The organism is Kitasatospora sp. NPDC001660, assembly GCF_053596725.1.
The window spans coordinates 1-16,499 of the sequence record NZ_JBSFGU010000083.1 but is presented as its reverse complement, the minus strand read 5'-3'; the positions used below and the strand labels follow the sequence as shown (position 1 = coordinate 16,499).

14 protein-coding genes are annotated in these 16,499 nt (G+C 71.9%); 5 read left to right on the top strand and 9 right to left on the bottom strand.

From position 1 onward, the window contains the following. Both ACWCXH_RS38190 and ACWCXH_RS38185 read left to right on the top strand, forming a co-directional pair. Window positions 1-1,337 (top strand): Helicase associated domain protein (locus ACWCXH_RS38190; protein WP_449806111.1); only part of this gene is annotated, 1,337 nt, incomplete at its 5' end. Next, window positions 1,334-1,456, top strand: a complete 123-nt coding sequence (locus tag ACWCXH_RS38185; protein WP_449806110.1) for a hypothetical protein — start codon at window positions 1,334-1,336, stop codon at window positions 1,454-1,456. The genes ACWCXH_RS38190 and ACWCXH_RS38185, both read left to right, overlap by 4 nt. Before the next feature lie 46 nt (window positions 1,457-1,502). Here the strand turns inward: ACWCXH_RS38185 and ACWCXH_RS38180 are convergent, their stop codons facing one another. The 3 genes from ACWCXH_RS38180 to ACWCXH_RS38170 form a co-directional block, all read right to left on the bottom strand. Continuing rightward, a complete protein-coding gene (locus ACWCXH_RS38180; protein WP_449806109.1) occupies window positions 1,503-2,615 on the bottom strand; it encodes an integrase core domain-containing protein in 1,113 nt (370 codons plus the stop codon). Between the two features lie 76 nt (window positions 2,616-2,691). After that, complete coding sequence (locus tag ACWCXH_RS38175; RefSeq protein ID WP_449806108.1) at window positions 2,692-3,093, bottom strand: hypothetical protein; 402 nt, start codon at window positions 3,091-3,093, stop codon at window positions 2,692-2,694. Window positions 3,094-3,243: 150 nt separating this feature from the next. After that, the gene (locus ACWCXH_RS38170; RefSeq protein WP_449806107.1) at window positions 3,244-4,095 is read right to left on the bottom strand and encodes an NAD(P)H-binding protein; all 852 of its coding nucleotides are present in this window, start codon (window positions 4,093-4,095) and stop codon (window positions 3,244-3,246) included. 195 nt (window positions 4,096-4,290) lie between these two features. Here ACWCXH_RS38170 and ACWCXH_RS38165 point away from each other — a divergent pair, with 195 nt between their 5' ends. Further along, a complete protein-coding gene (locus ACWCXH_RS38165) occupies window positions 4,291-5,178 on the top strand; it encodes a helix-turn-helix domain-containing protein (protein ID WP_449806106.1) in 888 nt (295 codons plus the stop codon). 517 nt (window positions 5,179-5,695) lie between these two features. Here the strand turns inward: ACWCXH_RS38165 and ACWCXH_RS38160 are convergent. Next, on the bottom strand, window positions 5,696-6,946 hold the full coding sequence (locus ACWCXH_RS38160; protein ID WP_449806105.1) for an MFS transporter: 1,251 nt from the start codon (window positions 6,944-6,946) through the stop codon (window positions 5,696-5,698). Window positions 6,947-6,986: 40 nt separating this feature from the next. Beyond that, window positions 6,987-7,592 carry a TetR/AcrR family transcriptional regulator gene (locus ACWCXH_RS38155; RefSeq protein ID WP_449806104.1) on the bottom strand — a complete coding sequence of 202 codons (606 nt, stop codon included), beginning with the start codon at window positions 7,590-7,592 and terminating at the stop codon, window positions 6,987-6,989. A gap of 73 nt (window positions 7,593-7,665) precedes the next feature. Here ACWCXH_RS38155 and ACWCXH_RS38150 point away from each other — a divergent pair, with 73 nt between their 5' ends. Further along, the gene (locus ACWCXH_RS38150) at window positions 7,666-8,571 is read left to right on the top strand and encodes an alpha/beta fold hydrolase (protein ID WP_449806103.1); all 906 of its coding nucleotides are present in this window, start codon (window positions 7,666-7,668) and stop codon (window positions 8,569-8,571) included. 308 nt (window positions 8,572-8,879) lie between these two features. Then, entirely contained in the window at window positions 8,880-10,511 is a 1,632-nt protein-coding gene (locus ACWCXH_RS38145) for an alpha/beta fold hydrolase (protein ID WP_449806102.1), read from the top strand. Window positions 10,512-10,565: 54 nt separating this feature from the next. Here ACWCXH_RS38145 and ACWCXH_RS38140 read toward each other — a convergent pair whose 3' ends face one another. The 4 genes from ACWCXH_RS38140 to ACWCXH_RS38125 form a co-directional block, all read right to left on the bottom strand. Next, window positions 10,566-13,868 carry a BTAD domain-containing putative transcriptional regulator gene (locus ACWCXH_RS38140; protein ID WP_449806101.1) on the bottom strand — a complete coding sequence of 1,101 codons (3,303 nt, stop codon included), beginning with the start codon at window positions 13,866-13,868 and terminating at the stop codon, window positions 10,566-10,568. Between the two features lie 1,238 nt (window positions 13,869-15,106). Continuing rightward, the gene (locus tag ACWCXH_RS38135) at window positions 15,107-15,358 is read right to left on the bottom strand and encodes a type II toxin-antitoxin system RelE family toxin (protein WP_449806100.1); all 252 of its coding nucleotides are present in this window, start codon (window positions 15,356-15,358) and stop codon (window positions 15,107-15,109) included. Further along, on the bottom strand, window positions 15,355-15,612 hold the full coding sequence (locus ACWCXH_RS38130) for a type II toxin-antitoxin system Phd/YefM family antitoxin (protein ID WP_449806099.1): 258 nt from the start codon (window positions 15,610-15,612) through the stop codon (window positions 15,355-15,357). The genes ACWCXH_RS38135 and ACWCXH_RS38130 overlap by 4 nt, the downstream gene beginning before the upstream one ends. Window positions 15,613-15,671: 59 nt before the next feature. Continuing rightward, window positions 15,672-16,499 (bottom strand): DciA family protein (locus ACWCXH_RS38125; RefSeq protein WP_449806098.1); only part of this gene is annotated, 828 nt, incomplete at its 5' end.

Below are 16,499 nucleotides of genomic sequence, written 5' to 3'. Positions count from 1 at the left end.
TCCTGGGTGAGGGCGTCGACATGCCGAATGCAGATTCGGTTCTTCTGCAGGGCCGGGGCAGCATGGTGGATATCGTCCAGGCCATCGGCCGGGCCCTGCGCATGCAGCCAGGCGAAGGAAAGACCGCCAGCCTTATCGTGCCGGTCTTCCTCAAGCCCGGCGAGGAACCCGGGGACATTCTGGAGTCGGACAGCTATGGTCCGCTCGTTCGTATTTTGACCGCTTTGAGGTCTCACGACGCACGCGTGGTTGAGGCCCTCGCCGTGCCCCAGAAGTCCGGCAAGCGGACCAAGGGGCGCAGCGCTGAGGCTGCTGTCGGGCCTGGTGAGAGTGGTGTGGGTGCCGGTGGGTCGGGGGCGTTCACGCTGCCGGTGCGGTTCCAGACGCCGGTGGACGAGAACGTGCTCGCGCTGTTCATCGCCTCCCGGGTCCTGGTCGGTGAGACGCAGCTGTGGCGTGAGGGAATCGGCCACGCGCGGCGCTGGTTCGAGGAGACCGGCGGCCTTGACGTCCCTTATTCCGCGATGGTCGGGGAGAACGGGAATTACCCGCTCGGAAAGTGGCTGTCGGACCGGCGCAGCGAGAATGCGAATGGCGAACTGGCGCCATACCGGGTCGACATGCTCGACGCGCTCGGGATGATCTGGTCCGTGAGCGACGCCAGGTTCGAGGCCGGGTTGGACTGGGCGCGGGTGTGGGCGAAGGGCCACGGTGGTTCGCTGGCGGCGCCGGCGCGGGCCTCGGTCGGCGGGTACGCGATCGGGACGTGGCTGTCGGAGCTGCGGGCCTCGGCCCAGGTGCCGGCCGGGGAGCAGGGCGCGCTGTCGCCCGAGCGGCGGCGGGCGCTGGAGGAGATCGACCCGTGGTGGTGCCCCACCTGGCCGATCACCTGGCAGCGCACCTACGCCGTGGCGCGGCAGTGGTGGCTGGAGTCCGACGGCCGCGTCGACTGGACCACCCTGCCGGCGGACACGGTGTACGAGGGCGAGCAGCTCGGCCGATGGGTGCAGGCGCAGCGGGCCGGCTGGCCCGGCCTGGAGGCAGACCAGCAGGACCTGCTATCGGCGATCGGCATCGAGGCCGACGCCGAGCTGGTAGCCGCCAAGGCCGCCGCCGAGGCGAAGCCGAAGGTGTCCCGCACCGACCGGTTCGCCCAGGGCCTGGCGGCTCTGGCGCAGTTCGTCGAGCGGGAAGGGCACGCCCGTGTTCCGCGGGCGTACAAGACCGCCGAGGGGCTGTCGCTGGGGGCCTGGCTCAACAACACCAGGGCCCGCCGAGCAAAGCTCAGCACCGACCAGCTCGGGCAGTTGGAAGCCCTCGACGTGGAGTGGGCGTGACCAGCTCGCAGGAGGGCGCCGAGCACCTGGACGCGCAGTACAGGCAGCACTACGGCAAGACCCTCGCGGACTCCAGCCCGGCCGAACTGCGCGCAGCCCTGGCCGATCTGACGGCTTGACCATCTGTCGGTGCGGCCCGGTACCTGAAGGGGGTCAAAACTCCGATCAGGCCGCTGATCTGGGTGTTTCCTGCGGCAGCCGAGGATGCGGGAGCGATGCGGCGTGGTACTCGTTGAGCAGTCCGCCGAGTACTCGGCGGCGTCGGATTGCCGCAGCGGGCAGCGGGATGACGCTCGGGCTGTCGTCCGGGGCGCGGAGGTCGAGGCTGCGGTGGGCACGGCCGGTGTTGTAGTGCTCGGTGTACTCGGCGAGGACGGATCGCAGGTGTTGTTCGCCGATGACGAGCAGTCGATCGGTGCATTCGGCGCGCACGGTGCGTATCCACCGCTCCGCGAATGCGTTCGAGCGCGGGCTCTGCGGCGGCGTCGGGATGACCTCGGTGCCGTTGCCGGCGAAGACAGCGTCGAAGGCGGCCGTGAACTTGGAATCGCGATCCCGGATGAGGAACCGGAAGCATCCAGCCCTGTCTCCCAGGTCCATCAGCAGGTTCCGGGCCAGCTGCGCCACCCACTCGCCGCTCGGATGGGCGGTGACGCCGAGCACGTGGACGCGCCGGGTCTTGATCTCCATGACGAAGAAGACGTAGAGGCGCTTGAGGAAGACGGTGTCCACGTGCAGGAAGTCGCAGGCCAGCAGTGTGTGGGCCTGGGTGTGGAGAAAGGTGCGCCAGGACTGTTGGGTGGCGCGTAGAGGTGCGGGCGGCAGGCCGGAGCGACGCAGAACGCGGCGGATGGTAGCGGCGGCCACTCGGTGGCCGAGCCGCCGGAGCTCGCCCTGGATCCTGACGTACCCCCAGGCCGGATTCTCTGTCGCGAGGCGCCGGATGAGCGCGACGATCTCCTCGGACAGTAGTGGCCGGCCGGACCTGACCGGCGGCCGGCGCCACTTCCAGCGCACCAGACGCCGGTGCCAGGACAGCAGAGTGCCCGGGGTGACCAACCGATCGCGACGCAAGGCGGACGGCAGATGCCGCGCGAGAGCGCAGAGCACGGCGCGGTCCGCCCACGACATCCGCGGCCGCCCGACCTGCCGTCGGAGTACCGCGACCTCATGGCGCAGAGCGAGGATCTCGGCCTTGTGTCCGGCAGAGGACCGTCCCAGCAGCGTCAGCCAGCCCAGCAGCCGACAGAAGATCAAGTAGAGCAGTCGCAGACCCACGAACCGCGATCATGCCCGGGAGACGACCGCTTGCAAAGCCGCTGCTCAGCCAACCGTACGGACGTAAAGACACCCTTCAGGTGTTCTCGGCTCCCACGCGCCCGTCGGTGTGGACGAGATAGCGGATCGGGTGGGCAGCGGACGGTCCCCACCAGTCGAAGAACCAGCCCCGCACGGGATCGGGCCACACATACGACCCCAGCTCGTGTGTCCACGTGAGGCTGTACTCCGAGCGTCCGCGTTTCGCGTCCGCGAGACTCTTTCGCACGGTGTAGCGCAGTCCGCCGTACCTCTGCGCGAAGCCCTCGCGCCGGATCACCAGTTCCATCGGGGCGGGGATCAGCCGGCCCTTGCGGTCACGGACCCGCAGCAGTTCCGTGGGGAGCCTGGGCTCCGTCGGCTCCTGCCAGCATCCGGTGCGGTCGAGCAGGGCAATGGCACGCGGGGAGAGACCCGAGCGGTCTTCCAGGATGTGCATGTTCTTCTTTTTTCAGCTTGAAGACTGCATCAGCGAACGCACCCTATCCGGCTGACCCCAGCAGTGTGAAGCCCGCTCCGGGCAATAACCCCTTCGAGACTAGGCGTGGTCAACAGCCGGATCTCATCGATGCCCTACTGGCGGAGCCTCTTAGTGGAATTCGCCTGCGTGTTCCTCGCACCACTGGCGGAAGGTCCGCGAGGCGACGCCGGTGAGGTTGGTGATGTCGTCGCTGATGACTCCGGCGCGTCCGGCGCGGAAGAGCTCGTTGAGGTTCTGCACGGCTGCGGCCATCTCGGGCGCGGTTCCCTGCTCGATGCTGTGCTGGGCGAACTGTTCGGGGGTGACCGGCACGAACTCGATCGGCCGCCCCAGGACGTCGGCGAGGATCTCCACCTGCTCGCGGGCGGTGAGCGCCTGCGGGCCGTTCAGGATGTAGGCGCGGCCGGCGTGGCCGTCCTGGGTGAGGGCGACGGCGGCGACTCGGGCGATGTCGAAGGTGTCGACGGGCACGGTCTTGCCGGGATCGCTCGCGTCGTAGACGCGGCCCTCGTCGCGGATCGTGGGCAGCCACCACAGCGCATTCGACATCAGGGCGTTGGCGCGCAGGTAGGTGACGTCGAGCCCGGAGTCGCGGAAGACCTGGTCGCGGGCGGCGATCCTGGCTCCGATCACGGGCAGCGGTTCCAGGACGGTACCGATGGAGGACAGCACCACGATCTTGCGCACTCCGGCGGTGCGGGCGGCCTTGATCATGTTCTCGGCCTGTGCGGGCAGCGGGGCGAGCTGCATGAAGAAGACGCCGTCGACGCCGCTGGCAGCCTCGGTCAGGCTCTCGGCGTCGTCCAGGTCGCCGATGGCGATGTCGATGCCGGCCGGGATCAGTTCGGCGCGCGAGGCGCTGCGGACCAGGGCCCGCACGTGGTGGCCCTGCTCGTGGAGCTGGGGGATCAGGGCACTGCCGACGTTTCCGGTGGCTCCGATGACGAGGAAGGAGGACATGACGGATCCTTTCGGGACCGATGGGTAGTGGAGCGACGGATGAGGGGGTAGCGGCCTGGCTACCAGGGCAGGTCGCCGTCGCGGTCCCGGATCGAGTCTGGCCCGCGGGAGTCCGGGCAGCGTGGCCCAGGTTGGGCCACCCGAGGAGCCCGGCGGCACGTCGACAATCAGGCTGTGACCATCGAGAATGCAGCTGTGAGCGAGGGACCGGATCTGGCGGCGATGTTGCGCTCCTGGCGTGCCAGGGTCCGCCCGGAAGACGTCGGTTCTCCCTTCGCCCGCGGCGCCCGCCGCACCCCGGGGTTGCGGCGCGAGGAGGTGGGGTGGCTGGCCGGTGTCTCGCCCGACTACGTCAAACGCCTCGAACAGGGCCGCGCGCACCCCAGTGCCGACGTCCTGCGGGCGCTGTCGCGCGCCCTGCGCCTGACCGACGCCGAGTTCACGCTGGCGTGCCGGCTTGCCGGCCACGCCGCCGAGCTCGGCGGGACCGTCCCCCAGCTGATCGGCCCCAACGTGCAGCGGCTGCTCAGCCGCCTGGCCGACGTGCCGATCGCGGTCTTCGACGCGGCCTGGACCCTGCTGGAGCACAACGACCTGTGGGCGGCCCTGCACGGCGAGACGCGACGCCGCGCCGGCCGCGAGACGAACCTGGTCTGGCGCACCTTCCACAACGACCCCGGCAGGATCCGGCACCCCGACCCGGAGGAGCACCGGGCCTCCCTGGTCGCCGACCTGCGCGACGTCGCCTCCCGCTACCCGGCCGACCGCCAACTGGCCGCCATGATCAGCGACCTGCGCCGGTCGAACACCGACTTCGCCCGACTGTGGGACGGTTCCGCCGTCGCCCACCACGCCAGCGGGCGCAAAACCATCGACCACCCCCAGGTCGGCGCGATCGAACTCGACTGCGACGTGCTCACCCTCCACGGCACGGACCTGCGCATCATCATCTTCACCGCCGCCCCCGACAGCGAAGCCGCCGACAAGCTCCGGCTCCTGACCGTCCTCGGCCTCCAGGACATGACCTCGCCGACCCCCGGCTCACCCGCCCACGCGAAGGATCGCGGCCTGGGGACCGTCTGAGCCTTGGACACCGCGTCCCCACCCGAAGGGTGGGGAACCAAGCCCAGCAGGTTTGGGTCACCCACCAGCACCACCTGGGGAGATTCAAACAGCGCCATCACCGTGGCGCCGCCCGGCGCAGGACAGCCGGGCGGCGCCACGCGGCGTGGCGGATATCAAGGTTTCCGCCGCAACGGTCGAGAGGCCGTCACCCGCTGGTCACGGTGGTATTGGTCCACTGAAAGCGTCATCTGGCCAGGAGGCCACGTCTTCCGTCTTCCGAACACGACGACTCGCCGCCACGCCAGGCACGGCGCCGCCAGCGGCCGGTGGGCGGGGATCCCTACGGGCGGCGGGGCAGGCCGGGGCTACCGGTCATCGCACCCATGAGCTGGCCGGTGCCGGGGTCGGTCATGTGGAAGTGGTGGGTCAGCATGACCGGCGCCTTGACCTGGGCGAGCAGGGTGGCGTGGTCGACGCCGACATTAGCCGTGTCGTCGGCCCAGGCCTGGGCCCATTTAATGCCGCTCGGGGATGGTCATCTCGTCACTTCCGCTGCAACGCCCGGCTGCGGCCGGGTCCGCATACCCCAGCGGGCAAGAGATGGGCCAGCAGCACCCAGCATTGCGAAGAACAACGCCAGCAGCAGCCAGCCCGTCATGCCGAGGCCTAGCACCACCGTGGTGAGGATCGCAGGGGCAAGAGCCTGGCCCGCGTTGAAGCCGAGGCCGAAGACACCTTGGTACTGGCCCTGGGCATGGCCGGGGGCAAGACCGAAACCCAGGGCGAAGGCCGCCGAGGACTCCCAGACCTCTCCCAAGCTATGCACGAAGATCGCCGCCAGGACCAGTCCTGCTGCCGCCCAGACCGGGGTGTACGCCGCCAGCGCCATCATCGGACAGCTAACGAGGAAGAGCAGCCCCGCAGTGCGAAACGCCCTGCCACCGTCGTTGAGGGTCTCGATGCGGGAGCCGATCCTGGTCTGCATCAGTATGCAGAAGGCGGAATTGACTGCGAACAGTGCGGCCACCGTCCAACGCGGCGTTTCGGTGTGCTCGGAGATCCAGATCGGCAGGAGCAGGGAGACCACCGGGTACTGCAGTCCCATGGCCCCGTAGAGGGCGGTGAACGTCAGGAACGGACGGTCCGCGAAGACGAGCCAGCGCCGCTGCTGCGGCGGCGCTGCCAGCACCGGATAGCGAGGCAGCAGAAGCAGAAGCACCGCGCACAGGGCGAAGCTCGCCGCGTTGCCGAGAATCAGCGTGACATAGGCGCCGCGGGTGTCCGCGGCCAGCGCCAGCCCGGCACCTACCGTTCCCAGGATGACGCCCAGGTTGACGAAGGTGCGCAGCTTCGCCCGGAACATGGCCGGTCGCTCACCCCCGACCCGGGCCACCAGAGCCCCCCATGCCGCCCCTCCGACCGCCGCGGCGATCTGGTCGACCGTCGCGATGATCGTGAGCGGGGCCCAGCTCTCGACGAGGACGAAGGCCGCCATCGATACCGCCTGGACCGCGAGGGCCAGCATCATGAGCACGCGTGCGCCGCGCCGGTCAGCGAGATGACCCCCAGGTATCCCCGCGCACAAGCCGATCACGCCGGCGATGGTGAGCGCGGCGCCGACCTGCACCGCAGGCAGGCCCACGACCAAGGTGAAATAGAGCGCCGACGCCGCGTTGAACAGACCATTGCCGACCCGGTTGACGAAACTGGCGGCGACCAGCACGCGCTCCGGCCCGCTGTCCCCCGCCATCCGGCCTATTCGACCTGCCAAGCCGCCCTTGATCATGGACCGCAGACTAACAGCGGCGCAGAACCCGCGATGGGGCTCACGAGCCGGGAAAGAGTCGGCCGAGGTGGTAGTGCAGAACGGTGGTCGCGTCATCCGCCGTGCGCTGGCCGAGCAGGACGCTCAGGCCGAGGCCGGCAGAGACAGCCAGGAGGACGACGGCCTCCTGTCCGGCATCCAGGCGCGGATCGGCGTCCCCGGCCTGCTGGGCGGCTTCGAGCTGCCTGACGAGGAACTCTTCCATCTCGTTGGGTGCCGCGAGGAACGGCTGGCCACCGAGGGCGGTATCGGTGACGGAAAGCACCGCGTACTCGGTGTAGACGAGGTGGAAGATCCGGCTCTCCTCGTCGGTCGGGACGGCTTCGAGCAGGACCGCCTCGACGATGTCGCGCGGAGTCGGTGAGGAGCCGGCCGTCCTCACCCGGGCGCGGACTCGCTCACCCATGCGCGCCGTCAGGCGGCCGAGTGCGGCCAGAAGCAGCTGCTCTTTGGTGTCGAAGTAGTACTGCACGAGCCGCACCGAAATGCCCGCCTCGATGGCCACGGACCGCATGGTGACGGCATGCAGCCCGGTATCCGCCGCCGCGCGGAGCAGGGCGTCGATGATCTGTGCCCGTCGCTCGTCATGGTCCACCAGCTTCGGCATCCGGTTCCTTCCAAACTCTTTTGTGGTACAAACATACCATCAAGTTCTGCAGGTTCGCGTGCCGGGAGGGGCCATGACCAGAACGAGTGTCGGACGTTTCGTCAGTGAGGAAGCCCGCGGGAAGTTCCTGCAGGCGTACGACCGCGCCATGGAGTTGTGGCCGAGCCCGCGCGAGGAACTGGACATCGAAACGGGCTATGGCACCGTCCATGTTCACCGCTACGGGGCCCGAACCGGCGAGCCGATCGTCCTCCTGCACGGCCACGCCGGACACGCCTCCAACTGGTACCCGCAGATCGCCGCCCTCGGCGAGAACCACCCGGTCTACGCGATCGACACCCTCGACGACCCCGGCCGCAGCGTGCAACGCGCCATCGCGGCCGGATCCGAGGACAATGCGACCTGGCTCGGCGAGGTCCTCGCCGGACTCGGCCTGGAGCGCGTCCACCTGGTCGGCCTGTCCTACGGCGGATGGCTGGCCCTCAACCAGGCCATTCACGCACCCGAACGCCTCGCCTCGATCGCCCCACTGGACCCCGGCGGGATCGAGAAGGTCCCCGCACGGTTCTACGCCCACATGATCGGCGGCCTGTTCGGAATGCTCGCCCCGCGCCCGCTCCGACCCGCCCTCGGGCGCCTGCTCGCCAACCCCGCCCTCAGCTCACCGCCCGAGATGATCGCTCCGCTGATGCTGGGCATGCGGACCTACAAGCCGAACACCCGCCCTGCGGCCCGACCGTTCACCGACGAGGAACTGCGCTCGATCCAGCTGCCCACCCTCGTCCTGCTCGGACGCCGCAGCGCCCTGCTCCGACCCCGTCAGGTGCTGAAGCGGGTCACCGCGCTGATCACGAACGCTCAGGCCGAGATCGTGCAGCGAGCCGGCCACGGCCTCAACCTGGACCGTCCCGAGCTGGTCAACGAACGCCTCCTGCAGTTCATCGCCGCACTCCAGGCCGAGCCCACCCGGAGCGAGTAACGCCACCTGCCGATGCCTGTAGTACGGGAACCGCGCCCAGGAGCGGCAGCCCGCGCGGTCACGCCACGGAACAAGATCGCGAAGGTGAACTGGAGGACTGGGCCGTAGCGGAAAGCAGCCAGCCACTGGGCCGTACCGGCGGTGTGCCTTCCCGCCTTCCCGCCTCCCGGCCGGACGGCGCCTGCGCTGCTGCCAGCGGTCTGCCAGCGGTCTGTCAGCGTGGTGCGGAACTGTCGCGGGTGCCGGGCGGTGCGCCGCAACCGACGAGCGCCCACGGCCGCCCGGACCGTCGACGAAAGGGCACCCGCGTGAATCGCACCTCCCCTCCCACCGGCCCGGCCGCAGGACCGCGCCGGCCCAGGGCCTCCCGCACCGCGAGCCGGCGGGAGGCAGGCTCCTGGCGGCTCGTCGCCGGTGCCGCCGCGGCGACGGTGCTGGCCGCGGTGTGCCCAGCGACCGCGGTGGCCGCGCCGAACACCGTCCCGGTACCGCGCCTTGCGTGGGCGGCGTGCGCGGACGGCTTCGAGTGCGCGACCGCCCGCGTCCCGCTGGATCACCACGACCCGCGCGGCGCCGGGATCGACCTCGCGGTCATCCGGCACCCGGCACAGGACCGGGCCCACCGAATCGGCTCACTGTTCTACAACCCCGGCGGCCCAGCCGTGGCCGGCACGGTGGCACTGCCCATGATGCTCGGGCAGTTCCCCGAGGAGGTGCGCCAGCGCTTCGACATCGTCAGCTTCGATCCACGCGGCACAGGTAGCAGCGCTGCCGTCCAGTGCTTCGACTCCCCCGCGGACGAGCAGGCCCTACTGGCAGGCACGGCCGCCGGCTACCCCGAGGGCACGGACCAGCAGAACGTCTGGGCCGACTCCTACCAGCGCCTCGCCCGGCAGTGCGCGGCCCGCAACCCCGCCCTGCTGCCGCACATCTCCACCGCGAACGTGGCCCGGGACATGGACCTGCTCCGCCGCGCAGTCGGCGACCGGCAGCTCAGCTACCTGGGCACCTCATACGGCAGCTACCTCGGTGCCATCTACGCCAACCTGTTCCCCGGCCGGGTCCGCGCCATGGTCCTCGACAGCGCCCCAGATCCGGTGGCCTGGTCGACCGGTCACGGAGACCAGGCCACCACCACAGGCGGCCTGCTGCGCAACGGCAGCGACATGGCTGCCGGCCGCATCCTGGACGCCTTCCTCGACCAGTGCGCCCAGGCCGGCCCCCAGGCCTGCGCCTTCTCCGCCGGGACAGCCACCGCGACCCGGGCCCGGTACGGAGAACTGCTTCAGCGGCTGCGCGCCCGGCCGGTCGCGGTCAACGGCACGACCTACACCGTCGGCTCGGCCCTGGAGGCGACGATCCTCTCGCTCTACGCCGCCAACCCGGTCCCGAACATCCCCGACACCGGCTGGAGCCGGCTCGGAGCCAAGCTCCAGGACCTGTGGGCCGCAACCGAGACGCCTGCCACGCCGACCACGCCGCTGCCGCCCGTGCTCCACCAGCCGCCGGACCAGGCGCTCGCGGTGGTCTGCTCGGACAGCGCCAACCCGCCCGCCGAGGCCGACTACCCCGCCCTGGCCGCGTTCGCCCGGGCCCGCTCCGGCGCGGTCGGCCCGTACTTCGCCTGGGCCGACGAGCGCTGCGCCGACTGGCCCGCCCGGGACCGCGACCGGTACGACGGCCCCTGGAACAGGCTGACCGCCCGGCCGGTCCTGGTCGTCGCCAACACCGGTGACCCGGCCATGCCGTACGAAGGGTCCCGCGCGATGGCCCGCTCGCTCGCCCGCGCGCGGCTGCTGACCGTCGACGGCTACGGCCACACCGTGCTGGCCAACCCCAGCGACTGCGCCACCCGGCACGAGGCCCGCTATCTGATCGACGGCATCCTGCCCGCCTCCGGTACGGTATGCGCCCCCACCAAGCCGCCGTTCAGCGACTGATCACGCAACCGGCCGCGCCCCCGGAGGCGCGGCCGACATGGCCCGAAGGGCCGGTTAGCCCACCTCCAGGGCCAGCGACTCCGGCCGCGACAGCGCCCGGCCGCGCTCCCAGGCGGCCCGGAAGCCGGCCTCCCCGAGGGCCTCGGCGCAGCCGTCCAGGACGGCCCGCAGCTCCGGATCGCCCGCGTCGTGGGTCCCGCGCAGGCCGTACGCGGCACTCAGTGCCGCCGCACCGCGTGCTGGCTCTCCGAGCGCGAGGCAGTACTCGGCGAATCCTTCCAGCACGTCCGCCCGCACCGGCTGGTCGCCGCTGTCCGCCGCCAGCTCCAGGGCACGGCGGTGCAGCGGGCCGGCCGCGTGCGGCGCGCCGCGCCGCTGCTGGGTGCGGGCCAGGCTGGTGTGCAGCAGGGCGAGCAGGTGTAGGCGCGCGGGGGCACCGGGGCCGGTCGCCGGCAGCTGCTCCAGGCGTCGCAGCACCTCACGCTGTTCGTGCAGCGCTGCCTCCAGTTCCCCCTCGCGCCGCGCGAGTTCGCCGAGCGCGTAGCGGGCGGCGGCCTGGAGGTGCGGGTCGCGGGCCCGTTCGGCTGCGGCCAGCGCGCGCTCCAGGTCGGCCCGGGCCGCGGCTGGCTGGCCGCAGCGCGCCCGCAGGCGGCCCGACAGCACCAGTGCCAACGGCGCGTCGCCGGAGCCGCCCATCTCGGCATCCCGTTCACCGGCTTCCGTCAGGACCGCGAGGGCCTCGTCGGCCGCGCCGGTGACGGACAGCAGCGCGGCGAGCGTGACCAGCGCCATGGCCAGCCCCCAGCGGTCGCCCAGGGTACGGAAGCCGTCCACTGCGGTCCGCAGGCAGTGCTCGGCGGGCGCGATCCGGCCCGCGCCCAGCTCGATCCGGCCGAGCACCAGGTGGGCGGCGGCCCGCGTCCACCGATCGGGGTGATCGGCGTACCGCTGAGCCGTCGCGCCCACTGCCTCGGTCGGCCCGGCCATGGCGAGCAGCAGCGCGGCGGCCAGGGCGACCGGGTGGTCGGCCTGCTGTGCCGTGACCAGCGCCGCGCCCATCGCCTCCGGCGGGATCGCGGCGCCACCGCTCTCCCGTAGCGGGGCGGTGAGCTGGGCCAGGATCACGCACAGAGCGTGTGCCTGCTCCAGACCGGGTGGCGGCGTATAGCCGTGGGTGGCGAGAACGGCCGCCGTCCACTCACCGGCTTCACGCCCCTGACCGCGCATCAACCAGGGCCAGGTCCGGGCGGCCGCCAGCCGCAGTGCATGCTCCGGCGGGCCGACGGCGACCGCCCGGCCCAGTGCCGCGTTCAGGTTGCCCTGTTCCGCGTCCAGCCGGGCCAGCCAGCCGATCTGGCCGTCCGTCCGCAGCCGGGGTTCGGCGTTCTCCGCGAGCTCGACGAAACAGCGCAGGTGGGCGGCGCCGATTCGGCCGTCCTCGCCGGCCTCGACGAGCCGTTCGGCGGCGTAGGCGCGAACCGTCTCCAGCAGCCGGTAGCGCACCGTGCCGGTCTCCCGGTCGGCGGCCACCACCAGGGACTTGTCGACCAGGGAGGCCAGCAGGTCCTCCACGGCCGTCCGGTCGGGCGCCGGCCCGCCCGGCGAGTTGTCCGCGCAGACCAGGTGCGCGTCGGGGAGGGTCGCCCCGCCGGCGAACACGGAGAGCCGTCGCAGCAGAACGCGTTCGTCCTCATCGAGCAGCTCCCAGCTCCAGTCGATGACGGCGCGCAGCGTGCGGTGCCGGTCGGGAGCGGTGCGTGGGCCGCGGTCCAGCAGCTGGAGCCGGTCGTGCAGTCGCGCCGCGACCTGTCCGGGGCTCAGGGCCCGCAGCCGGGCCGCCGCCAGTTCGAGGGCCAGGGGCAGGCCGTCCAGCTCGCGGCAGATACGGACGACCGGCTCGACGGTGTCGTGGTCCAGCGTGAAGTCGGGGCAGGCTGCGGCCGCCCGCTCGGTGAAGAGGGCGACGGCCGGGTGCGCGAGCGCTTCCCGGGCGGTGGAGCCGGGCTCGGGCACGGCGAGCGGTGTCACCGGCCAGAGCGCCTCGCCGGTGATTGCGAGCGGTTCGCGGCTGGTGGCCAGCACGGTGAGCCGGGGCGCGGCGGCCAGCAGGCGATGGGTCAACCGGGCCGCGTCCTCGATCAGGTGCTCGCAGTTGTCCAGGACGAGCAGGACCTCACGGCCCTCCAGGGCCCGGATGATCCGGTCGACCGGTTCCCCGGCCTGATCGGCGGCGGGCAGGCCGCCGGCCAGCACGCCGGCCTGCGCCGGGCGGCAGACAGAAGTCAGCACGGCCTGCGTCACCGCGTCCGGCCCGTCGACGCCTGCGAGTTCGGCGAGCCGTACGTCCGTCGTGGGCGGGGCGGCGCTTGCGGCCGCGATCGCCAGCCGGGTCTTGCCGACACCGCCCGGCCCGGTCAGCGTCACCAGGCGGGACCGGTGCAGGCGCTCTTGAACCGCTGCCAGCGCCTCGTCGCGGCCGACCAGAGTGGTGAGCCCAAGGGGTAGTGCCGCCCGCACGGCCGGGGACCCTGCGGGAGCCGGAGCCGGCCTGGGTGCCGGCGGCTTCGCGCCGGACAGGACCAGCAGGTGGGCGTCCCGCAGTTCGGCCGACGGGTCCGCACCCAGTTCCTCGGCCAGCGCCCGCCGAGTACGTTCGAACACCTCCAGCGCCGCCGCCTGCTGCCCGTCCGCGTGGAGCGCGCGCATCAGCCTGACGGCGGCCCGTTCGCGTAGCGGGTGGGTCACGCAGAGTCCGGTGAGCTCGGCGACCAGCCGCGGCAGCGCTTCGGTGCCGCCGAGGGCAAGCAGGGCGTCTGCCCGGTCCTCAACCGCCGCCAGCCGCAGCTCCGCCAGCCGGGCCGCCGGCGCGGAGGTGAACCCGGCGCTCGCGGCGTCCGCGAACGGTGCCCCGCACCACAGTTCCAGTGCCCCGTCCAGCAGCACGACCGCCTCGGCGAACCGGCCCGCCGTCAGCGCGGCCCGCCCCGCGGCCACCCGCTGCTCGAAGTCCCAGGCGTCCACGCTCGCCCGGGGCAGATCCAGCAGATACCCGGCGGGGTGCGAACCGACCACTGTCCGGTCACCCCCCAGCGCCCGGCGGAGCCGGGAAACCAGGGACTGCAGAGCGCCGACCGGCTCCTCCGGCGGCGTGTCCTCCCACAAGTCGTCCACCAGACGCTCACGAGTGACCACGCGCCCAGGGTCAAGAGCCAGGCGGACCAGCAGCAGCCGAAGCCGCGCCCCGCCGATCTCCAAGGCCGCCCCGTCCCCACCCCGCACAACCTGAAGCGGCCCCAGAACGTTGATCCGCACCCCGCCCCCGTCCCTCGCCCAGCACCAGCCAGCATCCAAGATCATTATCCCGATGTCCCACCAGACCCGGACGGCAGGGCACGATCCGGGCGATGGCCGCACCACGGGACGGCGTGTAGAACGTCCCCTCCGGTGACGACGCGTAGCGCATCCGGGCCCGCCCAACGGCGTGCTGGTCGGCGCGAAGGAGCGGCGGAAGGCCAGCCGTCAACCTGGTGCGCCGTTCACCGCGACACCAGGACCATGGCACCGCAATGTCCCACAGCCCAACAGGCACCCACAGGTCGACCCATCCGCGCCCAGGCCCTGTGCCTCATGAGACAGCCGGGCTGTAGAGAAGAGCCCTTTGACTGGCGCAGACGCCACCAAGCCACTGCCCCTCGCTGCCACTACCGATGAAGAACCAGCTCAGAGCACGATTTCTCACTGGAGTAGTAACGGGGACGCAGGCCCCCGACGCGTGTTCCATCCGCTGAAGGTCGGTGTCGGCAAACGATCGTTTGACGACAGGCGGCCGACGCATCCAATGAACCCGGACATTTCAGGGCATCGGGACGGCTCCGATCCAATCGGATCCGATGGTGATTGATGACAGGGTTTGACGACAGATAGGGTTGGACGGGCTGCGGGCCGCCGCAGCGCCCCCACAGCGGCGGCGCGAGGCGGCGTGGGCGTACGTCGCCGCTCCGTACGGGGGTGCGGGTGGGGCGGATCTCCAGGCCGGCCTTGGGCGGGGCGGACCGCCGCCGACGACGGCGGCCGGCGCCTACTCGAAGCGAACGAGGTCCGGTTGTGGGTCGAGGCCCACTGGCAGCTGGCCTTCTGGGACACCGATCCGGCGACCGGAGCGCCCCGCGGCATCTCTTGTCCCAAGCCGCTGCCGCCCGCTGCCACCCGCGCGACACCGGCACCGGTTCGGCGGCGGACCGGTGCCACGCGGCCGAGAGCCGCGTCCGCACCCCGGACGACATCGGCTCCTGCCGCGGCCGCACCGATCGAACCAGCCGGCGCACCACCCGCCGAAGCCCCCAGCCGCAGCCCGCGGTGCAGGCCCAGCCCAGCGTCGCCGTGGACGTGCCATCGTGCCGGCGCTCCCCATTCCGCCCCGCCCGCCCTACCTGCCGACCGTCCACCTACCCGCCACCGGAATCGACCGGCCCGACGCGCCGCCGGTGTGACGGCCCCACCGCGCGAACGCCGGTGGCCAGGCCCTCACGGTCGAGGGGCCCGGCCACCGTGGGTGCGTGGTGCGGGTGTTCACCGTGGGTGCGTGGTGCGGGTGTTCAGCCGATCCGGCCGAGGTGGATCACGACGATGGTGACGGTGTTCTCCGTGATCTCGTACAGGACGCGATAGCGGCCGACGTGCATCCGGCGCAGGTCCGCAGAGCCGTACTCCGCGGTGCCCGGCGGGCGCGGGGTATCGGCGAGCATGTCCACCGCGTCCATGACCTGCCGCAGGCCGTCGGCGTCGTCCTTGAGGAACCGGGCGGCAGCGTTGATGGCCGGCTCGTCCCAGATGATCGTGTAGCTCAAGCGGCGGGTCCCAGACCGAGCTGGGCGCGGACCTGCTCGTGCGGCAGGCCCGTGGTCTCGCCGGCCGCCTGCCTCGCCCGGTACTGGGCCAGGGCGAGGGCGTCCTCGAGGTCGGCCAGCTCCTGCGGGTTGATGAGGACCGCGGCCGGCTGGCCGTGGTCGGTGATCGTGATGCGCTCGCGGGCGTGGGAGGCACGCCGGACCAGCGAGCCGAAGCAGGCTCGGGCTTCCGTGATCGGCAGGGTGTCACTCATGTACTGAACTGTACACTTCCAGCTCCTTTCGTACAGTCGCCTTGGGGTGAGTGGCCGTGTCACGCGGCACCTCGCGCGGGGGCCTGCCGCGGCTGGCGGGCGGTGCGCAGCGGGATGGCGTTGCCACGGGCGACGGCGAGGGCGGCGCGGTGGCGGGCGAGGAGCTCACGGGCGTGGGCGGCCCGGGCCCGGGCCTGCTGGTCCTCGTCGGAGGGACGGTGATCTTGTTCGGGCTCGCGCAGCCGGTTGTAGTTCCGGCGCAGGATGGCCTCCCGCTCGGCGGCGGCCTCGTCGAGCGCGGCCTGGCGGGCTGCGGCAGCCTCGCGCATCCGGCGGCGCAGTTCCTGGTAGGCGGCGTGGTCGGCGAGCGGTGGCCGGGCCGGCTGCGCGGCCGATCCGGTGTCGCGGCGGGCGGGCCGGTCATCGGGGTCCTGGTTGTGCTGCACCACGGGGGCGGGGCCGACGCGGACGTCGATGGCCCGGACGGTGCCGGGGCGCAGTTGCTCGAGGTCGGTGAGGATGCGGCGGTGGTGGAGGCGCAGCTGGGCGGCCCAGGCCGGGGAGTCGGCGACCACGCGCAGGCGGCGGGTGGTCGGGTCGTACCCGGCGAGGTGCCAGTGGGCGGCGGCGTCAGGGCCGACGATCGCGAGCCAGTGGTCGCGCAGGCCTCCGCCGACGGTGCCCGCAGGGCGTGGGTGCGGGCGCCGGGGCGGCGCATGCTCGTTTCGAACGCGGCCTTCGCGGTGCCCCTTGGCAGGCAGCTCGCACCAGGCGCGGTAGGTGGCCAGCTTCTCCACGAGCGTGCCGACGCCCTCGTTCTCGCGGTCGACCTCCACCAGGAGCACCGGCACGTCGGCGCCGGGGTCGCGCAGCACCAGGTCGGCGAA

Bases quoted from the DNA above. Each gene is read 5' to 3' on its own strand.
- ACWCXH_RS38175 (WP_449806108.1), bottom strand. From the start codon at position 3,093: ATGCACATCCTGGAAGACCGCTCGGGTCTCTCCCCGCGTGCCATTGCC.
- ACWCXH_RS38170 (WP_449806107.1), bottom strand. From the start codon at position 4,095: ATGTCCTCCTTCCTCGTCATCGGAGCCACCGGAAACGTCGGCAGTGCC.
- ACWCXH_RS38160 (WP_449806105.1), bottom strand. From the start codon at position 6,946: ATGATCAAGGGCGGCTTGGCAGGTCGAATAGGCCGGATGGCGGGGGAC.
- ACWCXH_RS38155 (WP_449806104.1), bottom strand. From the start codon at position 7,592: ATGCCGAAGCTGGTGGACCATGACGAGCGACGGGCACAGATCATCGAC.
- ACWCXH_RS38150 (WP_449806103.1), top strand. From the start codon at position 7,666: ATGACCAGAACGAGTGTCGGACGTTTCGTCAGTGAGGAAGCCCGCGGG.
- ACWCXH_RS38140 (WP_449806101.1), bottom strand. From the start codon at position 13,868: ATGATCTTGGATGCTGGCTGGTGCTGGGCGAGGGACGGGGGCGGGGTG.
- ACWCXH_RS38130 (WP_449806099.1), bottom strand. From the start codon at position 15,612: ATGAGTGACACCCTGCCGATCACGGAAGCCCGAGCCTGCTTCGGCTCG.